Annotated in this window: 9 protein-coding genes; 3 read left to right on the forward strand and 6 right to left on the reverse strand. The window is 61.5% G+C overall.

What is annotated here, in order from left to right; translation table 11 throughout:
- Positions 1–21 precede the first annotated feature (21 nt).
- From LG385_RS00980 to LG385_RS00990, 3 genes are all read right to left on the reverse strand, one after another.
- A complete protein-coding gene (locus LG385_RS00980; protein WP_225771732.1) occupies positions 22–5,640 on the reverse strand; it encodes a putative Ig domain-containing protein in 5,619 nt (1,872 codons plus the stop codon).
- A 460-nt stretch (positions 5,641–6,100) separates the two neighbouring features.
- Positions 6,101–7,543 carry a SulP family inorganic anion transporter gene (locus LG385_RS00985; protein WP_225771735.1) on the reverse strand — a complete coding sequence of 481 codons (1,443 nt, stop codon included), beginning with the start codon at positions 7,541–7,543 and terminating at the stop codon, positions 6,101–6,103.
- A gap of 118 nt (positions 7,544–7,661) precedes the next feature.
- Complete coding sequence (locus LG385_RS00990) at positions 7,662–8,489, reverse strand: NAD-dependent epimerase/dehydratase family protein (RefSeq protein ID WP_225771737.1); 828 nt, start codon at positions 8,487–8,489, stop codon at positions 7,662–7,664.
- Positions 8,490–8,786: 297 nt separating this feature from the next.
- Here LG385_RS00990 and LG385_RS00995 point away from each other — a divergent pair, with 297 nt between their 5' ends.
- Positions 8,787–10,088, forward strand: coding sequence for an MFS transporter (locus LG385_RS00995; protein ID WP_225771739.1), 1,302 nt, complete (start codon positions 8,787–8,789; stop codon positions 10,086–10,088).
- A gap of 233 nt (positions 10,089–10,321) precedes the next feature.
- Positions 10,322–11,506 (forward strand): aromatic amino acid transaminase, encoded by a 1,185-nt coding sequence (locus LG385_RS01000; RefSeq protein WP_225771741.1) that lies wholly within the window; start codon positions 10,322–10,324, stop codon positions 11,504–11,506.
- 53 nt (positions 11,507–11,559) lie between these two features.
- Here LG385_RS01000 and LG385_RS01005 read toward each other — a convergent pair whose 3' ends face one another.
- Positions 11,560–12,585, reverse strand: coding sequence for a branched-chain amino acid aminotransferase (locus LG385_RS01005; RefSeq protein WP_225771743.1), 1,026 nt, complete (start codon positions 12,583–12,585; stop codon positions 11,560–11,562).
- A 137-nt stretch (positions 12,586–12,722) separates the two neighbouring features.
- Positions 12,723–13,514: a pyrroline-5-carboxylate reductase gene (proC, locus tag LG385_RS01010; protein ID WP_225771745.1), complete on the reverse strand. Its 792-nt coding sequence runs from the start codon at positions 13,512–13,514 to the stop codon at positions 12,723–12,725.
- 332 nt (positions 13,515–13,846) lie between these two features.
- On the opposite strand from proC, the gene LG385_RS01015 reads away from it, so the two are divergent.
- Positions 13,847–15,160: an MFS transporter gene (locus LG385_RS01015; protein ID WP_225771747.1), complete on the forward strand. Its 1,314-nt coding sequence runs from the start codon at positions 13,847–13,849 to the stop codon at positions 15,158–15,160.
- A 3-nt stretch (positions 15,161–15,163) separates the two neighbouring features.
- On the opposite strand, the gene hutH is transcribed toward LG385_RS01015, so the two are convergent.
- Positions 15,164–16,696, reverse strand: a complete 1,533-nt coding sequence (hutH, locus tag LG385_RS01020; protein ID WP_225771749.1) for a histidine ammonia-lyase — start codon at positions 16,694–16,696, stop codon at positions 15,164–15,166.
- Positions 16,697–16,831 lie beyond the last annotated feature (135 nt).

Genomic DNA, 16,831 nt, shown 5'->3' on the forward strand with positions numbered 1-16,831 from the left:
CAGACCCTTCAAACGCGGCGGTTACGCCACGAAATCGCTCTGGTGCAGCTCCTTCACACCCACCAATGAGATCTCGAACTCGGCGCTGGCGTCGGCGTTCACGCTGCCATACAAAATGCCGTTCTCGAAGCGCAGCTGGCCGGCGGCGTTGGTGCTGTCGAAGGCCTGGCTACCGATGAAGGTGAAGCTTTCCTTGGCTTCGGTGGAGGCGTTGGCGTCGATGCCGGTCAAGTCCAGTTTGTCCCCCTCGGTGGTCTTGAACCCTGAAATCACATCCCGCAGGCTACCCAGCCCCAGGTCGCCAAGGGCTTTGAACAGGTAGGTGTCCGCACCCGTGCCGCCGGTAAGCGAGTCGGTGCCCGCGCCGCCGATCAGGATGTCGTCACCGCCGCCGCCCACCAAGGTGTCGTCGCCGTCGCCTCCGTCGATCACGTTCGCGGCACTGTTGCCGGTCAAGGTGTCGGCGAAGTGGCTGCCCGTCACATTCTCGATGGCCTTGAGGGTATCGAGGCCCGAACCGAGGGTGTCCTGCTGCGCCGAGGTATTCAGCGCAATGGTCACCCCCGCCGTGGCATACAGGTAGGACGCGGTGTCAGAACCGGTGCGGCCGTCGAGCAGGTTATTGCCACTGCCCGCGAACAGCGTGTTGTCCAGGCTGTTACCCACGGCATTGGCGGCGCCATCGGTATTGATCACCAGGTTTTCCACGTTGCTGCCCAGGGTAAAGGTCGCCAGGCTGCTGTACACCGTGTCGATGCCGCCGATGTCGCTGTCGCTGTTTTTCTCCACCACGGTGTCGTCGATGTTATCCACGTAGTACGTGTCGGAGCCGTTGCCACCGGTCATGCTGTCGGCGCCGGTACCACCGTCCAGTACGTTGGCGGCATCGTTACCGGTCAGGAAGTTGCGCAAGCCGTTACCGGTACCGTCGATGGCGGAATAACCGGTAAGCACCAGGTATTCCACGTTATCCCCAAGGGTCCAGCTGACCGAGGACTTCACGGTGTCGACCTGCGTGGCCGCAGCGTTGGTTTCGATCACCACGTCGAACGCATTGTCGACGATGTACACATCCTTGCCGCCCCCGCCACTCATGGTGTCAGCGCCAAGGTCGCCGTCCAGAGTGTCGTTGTAGGCGCTGCCTACCAGGGTGTCGTCCTGGTCGGTACCCAGGATATAGCCGCCTCTCTGGCTGGCCACTTCGTCATACACATCCTGCGCGGTACGGTTGTCGGTCGGGTCGCCCTGGAAGCCCAGGTCACCGGCGATGTAATCGGCCAGGCGCTGGCCCACGATCTCGGCAGACTCTTCGTGCAAGTGCCACACGTCATCGGGGTAGGTGACAGGGTCGGCTTCCTGGCGCAGCGGCAGGTCGTTGTAGTCGGCAGCCAGGTCCACATCGGCGCGTTCGGCGGCGATGGCTTCCTGTACGGCGCGAACGGCGACCACGCCGTTCTGGATCGAGGCGATCTTGGCCTCGTCGTAGCCACGTACCCGCGCGGCATCGGCGTCGTAGTGGCCGGTTTCCATGATGTACACCTTGAAATCGCCCAGCTGCGCGTGCAGGTAGTCGAACACTTTCAGGGTGTCGGCCTTGTATTTTTCGGCGTAGGCGACAGGGTCGGCGGCGCGGCCGATTTCCTGCGCGGCTTCTTCGCCCTGGCCCCAGATGATGCCCATGGTCACGTTATCGATGGCCTTGAGCGAGGCCAGTTGTTCTTGCAGCAGGCCAACGGCGCGCAGCAGCGCAGGGCCTGGCTGGTTGGTGTCGGTCAGCCACCAGCACAGCCGCAGCTCCTCGGGGGTGCCCGTGGACAAACCACTGACGGTGCTGCCGCCTACCGCCACGTCAATGCCATTGTCATCGGCGTCGGTGAACTGGCTGCGTACGTCGTAATCGGTGTACTTGCTCAGGTCCTTCACCATCTCGGTGATACCGGACTGGTCGTCGTCCTCGGTCATGCGCATCAGGCGAGCGTTGGACTGGCCAAGGGTAGGCAGGAACAGAATGTCTTGCTGGGCCCGCTCGGCGAAAACAAAGTCACTGGCGCTCAAGGTGCTGCCGTAGTTGCCCTGCAGCGCAATTTCGAAGCGGTTGCCGTCACTGTCGGCTTCGGCGGATTTGACGTAGGTTTTGCTGCCGTCGTCGCTGGTGGTGATGTACAGCGTGTGGTTGCTGCCGTTACCCAGCCCCAGAATGCCGAGCGCGCTGACGTCGATCTTGTCCACGCCCACGGTAAAGTCAGTGATGGTATCGCTGGCGGTGATGCCACCGGTGTCGTAGTCCCGGTAGCTGTCGCTCAGCGCGGTGTAGCGGAAGGTGTCCGAGCCGGCGCCACCGGTGAGATTGTCACGGCCAGCGCCGCCGTCGAGCACATCCGAGCCACCGCCGCCGTTGATTGTGTCGGCGCCCCCAAGGCCCAGGATGAGGTCGCTGTGGCTGGTGCCGGTGAGGGTTTCACCTGCATCGGTACCAGTGACGGTAGTGGGCGGGGCATCGGCGACAGTGAGCGCAAAAACATCGCTGGCCGAGGCGCCCTTGGTATCGGTCGCGGTAACCAAGAAGTTATACACGCCCGCAGCGTCGTCGTCCGGTGTGCCGCTGAAGGTACGGGTGGCGGGGTCGAAGGTCAGCCAGGAGGGCAGGGGCGTGCCGTCCTGCAGCGTGGCAGTGAAGGTGAGCGCATCGCCATCGACGTCAGTGAAGGCGTTCTGGGCGATGGTGTAAGTGAACGGCGTATTTTCAGTGGCGTTGTTATCCAGCAGCGGGTCGGTGACGACCGGCGCGTTGTTGAGCGGGATCGTTTCGGAGCTGAAGACGAAGTTCGATGCCTTGAGCGTGCTCAGGTAATTGCCCTGCAAGGCCAGCTCGAAGCGGTTGCCGTTTACATCAGCGTCGCGATCCTTGATGTAGGTGCGGTCGGTGCTGCTGTTGTACGAAATGTTCAAGGTGCCGCTGTAGCCGTTGCCCAGGCCGGTGAAGCCGAGAGTGGAGACGTCGATCTTGTCGGCGGCAACGTCGAAATCGGTGATCAGGTCAGTGGAACTGGTGGTATCGGTGCGGTAGCTGTCCAGGGTGGAGGTAAAGCGGAACACGTCCGCGCCCGCGCCCCCGGTAAGCTTGTCCGCCCCCGTGCCGCCTACCAGTATGTCGTTGCCCGCGCCACCATTGAGCGTGTCCGCGCCACCCAGGCCGAACAGCTGTTCATTGGCGGCGGTACCGGTCAGGGTGTCCTTGCCGGAGGTACCGTTGATCACGCCGTTGCCCTGTGGCACATCTTTCACCGCCAGGGTAAAGGTGTCGCTGGCGGTTCCAGCCTTGCCATCGCTGGCGGTGACAGTCACGTTGAAGGTGCCCGACGCCGTGCTGCCAGGGGTGCCACTGAAGGTGCGCGTGGCGGCGTCGAAGGTCAGCCAGGAGGGCAGGGCGCTGCCGTCCGCCAGCTTGGCGGTATAGGTGAGGCTGTCGTTGTCCGAATCGCTGAAGCTTGTAGCCGGCACTACATACGAGAACGGGGTGTTCTCACTGGCGTTCTGGTCGACCAGAGGGGTGGCGACCACCGGCGCGTGGTTCACAGGGGTAACCGTGGAAAAAACAAAGTTGGCCGCGGTGAGGCTGGTGGTGTAATTGCCGTTCAAGGCGATTTCGAAACGGTTGCCCGAAGCATCGGCCTCAAGGGATTTGATGTAGGTCTTGGTACCAGCGCTGTTGAGCGTGAGGTACACCGTGCCGTTCTTGCCGTCGCCCAGGCCTGTGAAGCCCAGCGCCGAGAGGTCGATCTTGTCGTTGGCGACATCGAAGTCCGTGACCAGGTCGGTCACGGTATCGCCACCGGTGTTGTAGTTGCGGTAGCTGTCCAGCCGGCTGGTATAGATGAAGGTATCGGCCCCAGCACCGCCAGTGAGGGTGTCCGCGCCCGCGCCGCCATTGATGCGGTCGTTGCCGGCGCCAGCATTGATGCTGTCCGCCCCCGCCAGGCCGTTGAGGGTATCGGCGCCACTGGTCCCGGTGAGGGAGTCACTGCCGCCGGTGCCTTCGATTACCCGTTGGAACACGAAGTTACTGGCCTTGAGGGTGGTGGCCAGGTTGCCTTCCAGAGAGAGCTCGAAGCGGTTGCCATTGGCATCGCCGTCGTAGCTTTTGATGTAGGTGCGGTTGGTGCTGCTGTTGTATTGCACCAACAACGTGCCGTTGTAGCCGTTGCCCAAGCCTTTGAAACCCAAGTCCGCTACATCGATGGTGTCCTTGGTTACGTCAAAATCAGTGATCTGATCGCTGAAGGTGGCGCTGGCGGTACGGTAGCTGTCGGTCAGGGCCGTGAAACGGAAGGTATCCGCACCGGCCCCGCCGGTGAGTTTGTCCGCCCCCGCGCCACCGACCAGAATGTCGTCGCCCGCTCCGGCGTTGATAGTGTCCTTGCCCGCGCCAGCCAGGAACAGCTCGTTGCCAGCCGTACCGGTCAGCGTGTCCGCCCCGCTGGTACCTTCGACGGTCAGGGTGGGCAAGGTTGCGCCTACATAGGTACCGTCGCCATAGGTCAGTGTGGAGCCCTTGGTGGTCTGGCTGATTGCATTGCCCACGATGGTGTTGTGATCGGTGCCGTCTTCATTACGCTCGGCCACTCCATAGGTGGAATTGGCGCCGCCGGTGATGGTGTTGCCCAGTATCTGGTTGTCGCTGCCGGGGAAGAATTTGCCGGACACACCGGTGGTGTCGTCATAGCTCTGGATGATCACTTCCGGCACGGGGGCGTTCAGTGCGTTGTTGGTCAGGGTATTGTTGCTGACCACCACGCCGGTGCTGCCATAGATGCGCACGCCAGCGCCGCCGTTGTCGTGGATATCTACCCCGGTCACGGTCACGTCACTGGACAGTTTCACCAACACGCCTTCGGCGCCGTTGCCGTACACGCTGCCGCCTTCGATGGTGACGTCGTACGGTGAGGGAATGTTCTCGCTGCCCCGCTGCACCACGATACCGTTGCCGCCGTTGCCGTAGGCCACGTTGCCGGTCATGGTGAAGTCGTTGGTGCTGGTGACGATGTTGAACCCGTGGCGGTCGTTGTCGTACGCCACGTTGTTCACATATTTGGTGTCGATCATGTAGTCCGCGACAAAGCCGTCGAGGCCGTTGCCATGGGACACACAATTCTCGATCAGCATGTTGATCGTTTGCTCGTGGGGGTCGAAGCCGTAGCCCGAGCAGTCCTTGATTTCCACGCCGCTGAGGGTAACGTTGCTGTCGTGGCCGTCCTTCCCAGGGATGTAGCCGTTGAACCAACCGTCGATCTTGCCGGTGGTGTTGTCCCGGTTGCCGTCGATGGTCAGGTTACTAAGGCCGAAGTCGTGGGTTTCCTCGCCATAGGCCGAGCGGATCACCCCGGTGATCTTGGTGTCGGAGCCATCCGCTACCTTCACCGTGGTTTTGCCGGCACCGGCGCCTTCCATGTATACGTTGCTTTTGAGCATCAAGCAGCCGTCCGAGGGTTCTTCCCCGGCCGAGACGATAAAGGTCCCGGTTGGCACAAATACCGTTCCGCCCCCAGCTGCGGCTGCTGCGTCAATAGTTGCCTGGATAGCGGCTGTATCGTCCGTGACACCGTCACCGACAGCGCCAAAATCCTTTACGTTGAAAATCATGATGTTGCTCCGGTCCTGGGAAGGGAATTGGTATCAATGCCAATAACTCAGCGCGTGGTACCGGATTTGTATGACACAGTTCACATATCTCAATTCGCCCTTCCATCGACTGCCGTCGAAGAAAGTGAAAATTTCGTAAAAACGTCAGTTTCCTGTCGATTTGTTGGCGACGGCTCCTTTGTAAGCACCCTGATACAGCGCGTTGCGTCAAATAAACCTATGCGGGCTTATTCTTTTTTTGGCGCATTTGGGTCGGCGGAAAGCGAAGCGCTATGCCAAGGCGTGAGGAGGTCAAGCGCGGGGAATAAGAGGATTTCATGAGGGTACGCGAGCCGCTGCAAGGCAAGCGGAAGCGGAGGCGGAGGCCTAGAAGGCCCCCGCCGCTTTATAGTCAGAAAATTGAAGATCGGTAGGTTGGCGAAATTCTGTCAGGGGTTACAAACACGTTGCCAAAGGACTGTCACTCGGCGGTCACGCCTGCCCGGCCTAGCAAGGCTTCGCAGCGCTGGGAGAGGTTGATGAGCTGCACGTCGCGCCCCAAGGTTCGGTAACGCGCCAGTAGCGCTTCGAGCGCAGCAATGCCGGAGTGGTCGGCTACCCTGAGCCCGGCGCAGTCGATCACCACCCGCGCCGGGTCGGCCGCTGGTGTGAACAGGGTCTGGAAGCGGGTGGTGGAGGCAAAGAACAGCGTGCCGTACAGGCGGTAGTAACGTTCTTCCCCGCCATCGGCGAACTCTGCCCGAATTTCGTGGGCATGCTGCCAGGCGAACCCGAGCGCACTGATCACCACCCCGCACAGCACGGCGGTGGCGAGGTCGGTGAACACGGTAATGAGGGTCACGGCCACTACCACCACGGCGTCTTGCCGGGGGATTTTGCCCAGCACTCGCAACGAGCCCCAGGCGAAGGTTTGTTGGGCAACCACGAACATTACGCCTACCAGCGCGGCCAGCGGGATCTGCTCGATCCACGAAGACAGGAATAGGATGAACATCAGGATCATCAGGCCGCTGACCACCCCAGACAACCGACCGCGCCCACCCGAAGACAGGTTGATCATGGTTTGGCCGATCATGGCGCAACCGCCCATGCCGCCGAACAGCCCTGACGCCAGGTTCGCCGCGCCCAGGGCAACGCATTCACGGTCCGGTTGGCCCCGTGTTTCAGTGATCTCGTCGGTGAGGTTAAGCGTAAGCAGGGTTTCCAGCAGGCCTACCGCCGCCATCAGTACGGCGTAGGGCAGCACGATGCGCAAGGTTTCCAAGGTCAAAGGCACGTCCGGGAAATGCCATTGCGGCAGGCCGGCGGCAATGTGGGCCATGTCGCCCAGCGTGCGCGTTGGCAGGCCAAGCCATACCGTCAGCACGCCCACGCTCACGATAGCCACAAGCGCGGGTGGCACCGCACGGGTGAGGCGAGGCAGCAGCCACACAACCGCCATGGTGACCGCCACCAGCCCTATCATCACCCACAGCGCAGTGCCCTGCAGCCAGTGCTCGCCCTCCTTGAAGTGCTCCAGCTGGGCAAGGGCGATCACGATCGCCAGGCCATTCACGAAGCCCAGCATCACAGGGTGCGGAACCATGCGTATCAGCTTGCCCAGGCGCAGCGCGCCGAACAGCATCATCAGCCCGCCGCCCAGCATCACCGTGGCTAGCAGGTACTGCGCCCCATGCTGCACAACCAGGGCCACGATCACCACGGCCATGGAACCCGCCGCCCCGGAAATCATGCCCGGGCGCCCGCCGAGCAGGGCAGTGAGCGTACAAATAAAGAAAGCGCCGTAAAGGCCCATCAGCGGATTGAGATGCGCAACCAGCGCGAAGGCGATGCATTCGGGAACCAGCGCGAACGCCGTGGTTAGCCCGGCCAATGCGTCGCGACGCAGGGAAGTGAAAGCCATAAAACCCCATCAAGCAAAAGGCACAAAGCCCCCGTGCACCGCTGGGAGGCCAGGGCGAAAGGAGGCTTTTGTTGGAATGCCCGCACTATAGGGAAAGGCGCGCAGCTTGAACAGCGCTTCAGCCCTCGAACGGGCCCGCCGCGACGAAGGCGCCGCCTTGGTAAATACGCAGCGGGTCGCCTTCAGCCAAGGCCGGTTGCGCTTCGATAGCGGCACGCCACGGCTCGGAGCTGTCCTTTGGATGGTAGGCCAGGTGCTCGGCGTAGCGGTTGTCCCACCACACATTCTTGTTCGCCGAGGCGCCATACACGAGGGTATGGCCGACGTTCTCGGCATACAGGCCGCGCTCGATCAACTGAACCAAGTCATCATAGCTCAGCCAGCTGTCCAGCATTCGACGGTTTTGCGGTTCGGGGAACGACGAGCCGATACGGATGCTCACGGTCTCGACGCCATACCGGTCGAAGTAGAAGGTGGCCATGTCCTCGCCAAACGCTTTCGACAAACCGTAATAGCTGTCGGGCCGGCGAGGGCTGCGCGCATCCAGGCGCTCGCTCTGCTTGTAGAAGCCGATCACGTGGTTGGAGCTGGCAAAGATCACGCGTTTCACGTTATGGCGGCGCGCGGCTTCGTAAAGATGGAACACCCCGCAGATGTTCGCGCCGAGGATGGCTTCAAACGCATGTTCGGTGGACACCCCGCCAAAATGGAGGATGGCATCGCAGCCTTCCACCAGGCGATCTACCGCAGCCTTGTCCGCAAGGTCGCACGTTACAACCTCTTCGTGTGGGCCGGTCGCTGCTGGCATGTCGCAGATGTCAGACAGCCGTAGCACTTCAGTGAACAGTTGTATCCTCTCACGCAGCACCTTCCCTAGCCCACCGGCAGCGCCTGTCAAGAGGATGCGGTTGAAGGTTTGCCGCTCGGATGTGCTGGTTTGGGCCATGGGATGTGCTCTCGATTATTTTTTTAATATCGCGGTAGGTCGTCGTACAACTCGGTTAGATTATCAAAGTGCGGTTGCCGCGTGTCAATGATTCCGCGCCATGGTCAAGGCAAACCACCGCTTTTGCGGCGTTTCATCGCTCCCTTGCCTCAATCATGAAATCGTACAGGCGGTAGCGCCGCAGGCCCAATATCCGTTTGACACCCTTGCGGGTTAGCCCTATAAAATGCCGACAAGTACGACGACATATGTCGTTACGCTTTATCTCGACAAAAACAATACAAAGAGTGTCAGCCTATGAAAATCAAAGGCATCCGTTGGTGGATGGTCGGCCTGGTGACGGCCGGGCTTATCGTCAACTACCTCGCCCGTAATACCCTCTCGGTGGCCGCGCCCACCTTGATGAAAGAACTCACTATTTCTACCGAGCAATACGCCCATATCGTGGTGGCGTGGCAGCTGTGCTATGCCTTCATGCAGCCGGTGGCGGGTTACATCATTGATGCCATCGGCACCAAGATGGGCTTCTTCACCTTTGCCCTGGCCTGGTCGGCCGCGTGTGCCGCAGCGGCTCTGGCCACTGGCTGGCAGAGCATGGCGTTCCTGCGCGGGTTACTGGGCCTTACCGAGGCCGCGGGCTTGCCGGCTGGTGTCAAGGCCACCACCGAGTGGTTCCCCGCCAAGGAGCGCTCGGTCGCCATTGGTTGGTTCAACATCGGTTCGTCCGTGGGTGCCTTGCTCGCGCCGCCGCTGGTGGTGTGGGCCATTCTGCAAAGCGGCTGGCAGCTGGCGTTCCTTATTGTTGGCGGGCTGGGCATTGTGTGGAGCTTCCTCTGGCTGGTGCTTTATAAGCACCCTAGAGATCAGCGCCGGCTGGCCGACTCGGAGCGTGACTACATCCTTTCTGGCCAGGAAGCACACTTCAAGGACACACCCGCGCAGAAAGGTAGCTGGAAAAAGATCATCAGCAGCCGCAACTTCTACGCGATCGCTTCGGCACGGATTCTGTCCGAGCCGGCCTGGCAGACCTTCAACGCCTGGATTCCGCTGTACCTGATGACCGAGCGCCACATGAACATCAAGGAAATCGCGATGTTCGCCTGGTTGCCGTTCCTCGCCGCAGACCTTGGCTGCGTGCTCGGCGGTTACCTGAGCCCGTTCTTCCACAAGCATTGCAACGTGTCCTTGTTCACTTCTCGCAAGCTGGTGCTGCTGTTCGGCGCGTCCTGCATGATCGGCCCTGCCTGCATTGGCCTGGTGGAAAGCCCGTACACAGCCATCCTGCTGCTGTGCATCGGTGGCTTCGCTCACCAGACCCTCTCCGGAGCGCTGTACTCCATCACGTCCGACTCCTTCGGCAAAAACGAAGTGGCCACCGCCACCGGGATGGGCGGCATGTTCGGCTACCTGGGCGCCGCGGCGTTCACTATGGTGTTCGGTGTACTGGTGACCAAGATCGGCTACAGCCCTCTGTTCGTGGTGCTGGCCGTGTTCGACATCGTCGCCGCCATCATCGTCTGGACCGTAGCCCGCGAACTGGTGCGGCCTCCGGAGCCTACCGTGCACACCGACGTTGAAGGGCGCCCTGCTGTCGCCTGACTGTATGCCGGGGCAAGGCGCGTTCTGTGCCTTGACCCCGGCGAACCGCTGTGAACTAATTCCCCTCGCACACGGCTTCGGCCAACCAAAATCACTAGAATGCCACCGAGCGTCGGTCAGGCAAGGCGGAGCCAGGCGAGGAAGCGGAGTTGACTGACTGTCAATGAGCATTCCGAGCCTGGCTCCAACACAGCATTACCGGCGCCCGGGGGTATTTTTCCCCTGAGGTGGATATGTTCGAACACTTGCCCCTGTACGCTGGCGACCCGATTCTGGGGCTGATGGGGGAGTTTGCTGAAGACCCACGGCCCAACAAGGTCAACCTGGGTGTCGGCATCTATTACGACGAATTGGGCCGCGTGCCGCTGTTGCCCTCGGTGCAGCGCGCCGAAGAGCTGCTCGTTGCCGAACATCAGCCACGCAGCTATCTGCCCATGGAGGGCGGCCCGGCTTATCGTCGAGTGGTCGAGCAACTGCTGTTCGCGGGTAGCGTGGACGCCAGCCGCCATAGCGTCGCGATCATCCAGACCGTAGGCGGCTCCGGCGCGCTGAAGGTAGGCGCCGACTTCCTGAAAACCGCCTGGCCCGATTCTCAAGTATGGGTATCGGACCCCACCTGGGATAACCACCTGGGTATCTTCCAGGGCGCCGGTTTCAAGGTGAACCGCTACCCGTACTTCGAGCCCAACCGCAAGCTGTTCGACTTCGAGGGTGCGGTAGAGGCGCTAGAGAAGGTGCCGGCCAAGACCATCGTGTTGCTACACCCGTGCTGCCATAACCCTACCGGCATCCAGCCAGAGCGCGAGCATTGGGTAAAAATCCTCGACGTGCTGCAGGCGCGAGACGCCATTCCGTTCCTCGACATCGCATATCAGGGGTTCGGCAAAGGCTTGGACGACGATGCCTGGCTGATTCGCGAATGCGCGCGCCGTGGCATGGAATTCCTCGTATCCAGTTCGTTCTCCAAAACGTTCTCGCTGTACGGCGAACGCGTGGGCGCGTTGAGCGTGCACACGGCTCGCGACAGCCATGCCCAAGTGTTCGGCCAGCTCAAGCTGCATGTCCGTCGCAACTACTCCAGCCCGCCGATGTTCGGCGCCAGCATCGTGGCCCGTGTGCTGGGCGACGAAGCGCTGAACAAGCAATGGCAAGGGGAGTTGGCGCAAATGCGCGAGCGCATCACAGCCATGCGCGCTGCGTTGGTGGAGGGTTTGACCAAGCGCCTGCCAGAGCGGGACTTCGGCTTCCTTGCTCACCAGGAAGGCATGTTCGCCTACACCGGCCTGAGCGCGGACCAGGTGCGCAAGCTCAAGGCCGAGCATGGCGTGTACGCCGTGGAAACCGGCCGCATCTGCATTGCAGGGTTGAGCCCGAGCAACCTTGACCATGTGATCGAGGCGTTCGCCGCGGTGATGTAAACCGCACCCACCAAAAAGGCGCCCGCGGGCGCCTTTTTCGTATCCGGTCGAAATCAGTCGACCTTCACGATCCAGCCTTGTGGGCCTTCGATTTCGCCGGTCTGGATGCCGGTCAGTTCCTTGTACAGGCGCTGAGTGACCGGGCCGACTTCCGTTTCGCTGTGGAACACGTGCAGCTTGCCTTTGTACTCGATGCCGCCGATGGGCGAGATCACCGCAGCGGTACCACAGGCACCCGCTTCGGCGAAGCGGTCGAGCTGGTCGATGTGCACGTCACCTTCTACCACTTCCAGGCCCAGGCGGCTGGCCGCGAGTTCCAGCAGTGACAGGCGGGTGATGCCTGGCAATACCGAGCTGGATTTCGGGGTAACGAACTGCTTGCCGTCTTTGGTGATACCAAAGAAGTTGGCCGAGCCCACTTCTTCGATCTTGCTGTGAGTTTGCGGGTCGAGGTAGATGCAGTCGGCGAAGTTATGCTTCTTCGCTTCAGCGCCGGGCATCAGGCTGGCGGCATAGTTGCCACCTACCTTGGCCGCGCCGGTACCGTTGGGTGCGGCGCGGTCATAGCCGGAAATCACGAAGTTATGAGGCTTCATGCCACCTTTGAAGTACGGGCCGACCGGGACGGCAAAGACCGCGAAGATAAACTCCGGCGCGGTGCGCACGCCGATGTTGTCGCCCACGCCGATCACGAACGGACGCAGGTAGAGCGCGCCGCCAGTGCCGAACGGAGGGATGAACCGCTCGTTGGCCTTCACCACCTGCTGGCAAGCGTTGATGAACTGCTCGGTGGACACTTCCGGCATGAGCAGGCGCTGGCAGCTGCGCTGCATGCGCAGGGCGTTCTGATCCGGGCGGAACAGGTTGATGGTGCCGTCTTTGGCGCGGTAGGCCTTCAGGCCTTCGAAGCATTGCTGGCCATAATGCAAGGCCGTGGAGCCTTCACTGATGTGCAGCACGTTGTCTTCGGTGAGCTCGCCGGGCTGCCAGGCACCGTCGCGCCAGTAGGAGAGGTAGCGCAGATCAGTCTTGATGTACTCGAAACCCAGCTTGTCCCAGTTGATGCTTTCGTTGCCCATGACACCCTCGATCGACTATTTCGGCCCGCTCACCACTGGCCGTTCTTCACCTTGGGATAATAATGATTTCTACGGATTTGTCCGAAGCTTTCGCACGCCAATCGGGCGATTGGCGCGGCTATCGAACCGAACCTGGGTCATTCGCCCCGTGATAGCGCCTGCGCGCGTTCGGCGGCGGCAGTAGCAGCACGCTGTACCAGTGAGCGCAGGGCGCCATCGGCTTCGAAAACGTCAATGGCCGCAGCGGTAGTGCCATTGGGTGAGGTAACGGCTTGGCGCAGGGCGGCCAGGTCGGCATCGGGCTGACGTTGCAAGGTGGCAGCGCCGAAGGCCGTATCTACCGCGAGGCGTTTGGCCAGCTCTGCATCCAGCCCCAGGGCTACGCCTGCCGCGGCCAGTGCTTCACTGAACAGGTGGTAATACGCCGGGCCGCTGCCGCTCAGGGCGGTCACGGCATCCAGCTGATGCTCCTTTTCTACCCACCAGGCACTGCCCACGGCCTGGAACAGTTGGCTGACAAGTGCTCGCTTCGCTTCCGGCAGCCCAGCCTCGGCAAACAGCCCGGTGCAGCCAGCGCCCAGCAACACCGGCGTATTGGGCATTGCCCGCACTAGGTCGCAGCTATCGCCTACGGCGCTACGCAAAGTTGGCAGCGTGACCCCGGCCGCTACCGATACCACGACCGAGCCAGTGAGCAAGTGCTTGGGGAGCGCCTCCAGTACGGTGGCGGCCAGCGCCGGCTTCACGGCAAGAATGATGCAGTCGACCGATACCTCGCCCAGCTCGGCTGCGTTGCTCACCACTACGGCTTGCTCGCTGGCAGGAAGGCTGGGGTCCACAGCGTACACATGGCTGGCCAGCCCTGTCCCAAGCCACGCTTCACCCATTGCGCTACCCATACGGCCATAGCCTAGAAACAACACTTTCATTGCTGATCTCCAACGGCCTGTAGCCGTATTTTTTATCAGCCTATAAGTAAATACCGATAAGATGCAACCCGGTTGCTCGCCTTGATTTCGGCTTAATCCATTCAGCTTTTATGAACCGTTTTGGTGCTCTTTAGGCTTAAAACGTGAATTAATGGTTTGTAACAGTGCATAAACCTATAAATTTCGCTTATTTTAAAAATATTTTCAGGACTATCGTTCCAGCCTCTTGCGGCCACTACAAATGGGTGAATACCATCGGCGCCCTCGGGTGCAACTGGATAAGCAGTATGGGTTGCTCCTCGGGTATTACTAATAACAATCCGGAGTGTTCCATGGCCTTACCCAATTCGAGAGCCGCCCCTGCGGGCGGAGGGCGTGCATTGATCGCCAGCCTTACAGGCAGCTCGATCGAATGGTTCGACTACTTTCTCTACGGCACTGCCGCCGCCCTGGTCTTCAACAAGCTGTTCTTCCCAAGCTTCGAGCCGGTAGTGGCGTTGTTGCTCTCATACCTCACGTTCTCCCTCACCTTCTTCATCCGCCCTATTGGCGGGGTAGTGTTCGCCCACATCGGCGACCGCATCGGCCGCAAGAAAACCCTGGTACTCACGCTCTCGCTCATGGGTGGGGCAACTGTGGCGATCGGCCTGCTGCCTACGTATTCGGCCATCGGTATCGCGGCACCTATTCTGCTGGTCACGCTGCGCGTGATTCAGGGGCTTGGCATCGGGGGCGAGTGGGGCGGGGCGCTGTTGCTGGCATATGAATATGCACCAGCGCACCGCAAAGGCTTGTTTGGCAGCATTCCGCAGGTGGGGGTAACCATCGGCATGCTGCTGGCGACCTTGGCGGTCAGCCTGATGGCGCTGTTGCCCGAAGAGGATTTTCTAAGCTGGGGCTGGCGCGTGCCGTTTCTGTTGAGCGCCGGCCTGGTGTTTCTTGGCCTGTGGATTCGCTCGGGCATCGGCGAAACCCCGGATTTCGAAGCTGCGAAGGCCACGGGCAATGTGGCCAAAATGCCTATCGTCGAAACCCTGCGCAATCACTGGCGTGAAGTACTGATCGCCGCTGGTTTGAAGGTGGTGGAAACCGCGCCGTTCTATATCTTCTCGACGTTCGTGGTCAGCTACGCCACTGGCAACCTTGGCTACAGCAAGGTCGATGCGCTGCATGCGGTGATGTGCGCGGCAGTGGTCGCCTCCGTGATGATCCCTGTGATGGGCTGGCTGTCCGATAAGCTGGGCCGCCGCACGGTGTATACGCTGGGCATCGTGCTTAGCGCCGCCTTCATCTACCCGTATTTCATGCTGCTCGATACCCGAAGCGTGTGGGGCATCACCACGGCTACGGTCATCGCCCTCGGGTTGCTGTGGGCGCCGATCACTGCGGTATTGGGTACCTTGTCTTCGGAAATCTTCAGCACCCGTGTGCGCTATACGGGCATCACGCTCGGCTATCAACTGGGGGCGGCGCTGGCCGGCGGCACGGCGCCGCTGATCGCAACCTGGCTGCTGGGCAAGTACCAGGGCGCCTGGCAACCGGTCGCGATTTACCTGCTGGTGACTGCGGCTATCTCGTTGGTTGCTGTGATGTCGGTGCGTAAACGCAAGGCCGAGCCGGCGGCGGTTCGCGTGCCAGCCCGGTAAGCGTCAGGCGTTATACAACCGCCCCACCGGCATCCACGCCTCGAAGGCGCCGCCTTCGACCCAGGCTCGGGCGCAGGCGATGTCGGGAGCAAAGTAGCGGTCTTCGTGGTAATGGTCCACTTGCGAGCGGATCAACTCCATCACGGCCTTAAGCTGGGGCGAGGTTTTCAGGGGGGCCAGCAGGTCGATGCCCTGGGCTGCGCCGAGCAGCTCGATGGCCACCACCGCGCTGCTATTGCCGGCCATGTCCTGCAACCGGCGAGCAGCGAAGGTGGCCATGGACACGTGGTCTTCCTGGTTGGCGGAGGTAGGCAGGCTGTCCACCGAGGCGGGGTGAGCCAGGGTCTTGTTCTCCGACGCCAGCGCCGCGGCGGTTACCTGAGCGATCATGAAGCCGGAATTCAGGCCGCCTTCTTTCACCAGGAAGGCTGGCAACCCGGACAGCGCAGGGTCTACCAACTGAGCGGTACGGCGCTCTGACAATGCGCCGATTTCCGAGATGGCCAGCGCCAGTACGTCCGCCGCCATGGCTACGGGCTCGGCGTGGAAGTTACCGCCCGACAGCACGTCGCCGTCCGCGCTGAACACCAGCGGGTTATCTGACACAGCGTTCGCTTCGCGCAGGAATACGCTGGCGGCGAAGCGCATGTGGTCCAGGCAAGCGCCCATCACCTGTGGCTGGCAACGCAACGAGTACGGGTCCTGCACGCGCGGGCAATCCCGATGGGATTCCCGGATTTCGCTGCTCGCCAGCAATTCCCGGTAAAACGCGGCTACGTCGATCTGCCCTGGCTGGCCGCGCACGGCCTGGATGCGTGGGTCGAACGGCACGTCCGAACCTCTGAGCGCTTCAACAGTGAGGCTCCCAGCCACCACCGCCGCGCTGAACAGGCGCTCGGCCGCGAACAAACCACGCAGTGCCAGGGCCGTGGAAACTTGTGTGCCGTTGATCAGGGCCAGGCCTTCCTTCGGGCCAAGCTCCAGCGGTTTCAGGCCGGCAATGGCCAGGCCTTCGGTGGCGTCCATTTCACGACCTTCATGCCGTACCCGGCCCACGCCGATCAGCACAGCGGCCAAGTGCGCCAACGGTGCAAGGTCCCCCGAAGCACCTACCGAGCCTTGCGACGGCACGCAGGGGTAAACCTGCGCGTTATAGAGTGCGCTCAGCCCTTCGATCACCTGCCAGCGCACGCCCGAAAAGCCCCGCGCCAGCGAAGCGACCTTCAATGCGAGTATCAGGCCAACGGTTGCATCATCCAGCAGCGGGCCCGTCCCGGTGCAATGGCTGAGCAGCAGGTTGCGCTGCAGCTTGGTCAGGGATTCTTCCGGGATGGAAGTACGCGCCAGCAGCCCAAACCCTGTATTGATGCCATACACCGTACGCTTGCTGGCAATGATCCGGGTGACCGTCGCCGCCGCTTCGTCCACGGTTGCCCGGGCGCCCGGATCAAGCTCGAAAGGCACCCGGGAATGGTAGATGTCACGCAGTTGAGCGAGGTCGAACGAGCCGGGCTGGATGGTGAGGGGCGCAGGCATGGAGAAGTATCCTGGTACGTGGGCAATGCCTGTTATCTAAACCTGTATATACAGGTATGGCAAGCGGCATTTTTCCAGCTGGATACCACATGATGTAGGAGTCGGCGAAGCCGGCGAACAGCACGCTCCTGGTTG

It is taken from the genome of Pseudomonas sp. Marseille-Q5115, from assembly GCF_916618905.1.
Lineage (GTDB): Bacteria > Pseudomonadota > Gammaproteobacteria > Pseudomonadales > Pseudomonadaceae > Aquipseudomonas > Aquipseudomonas japonica_A.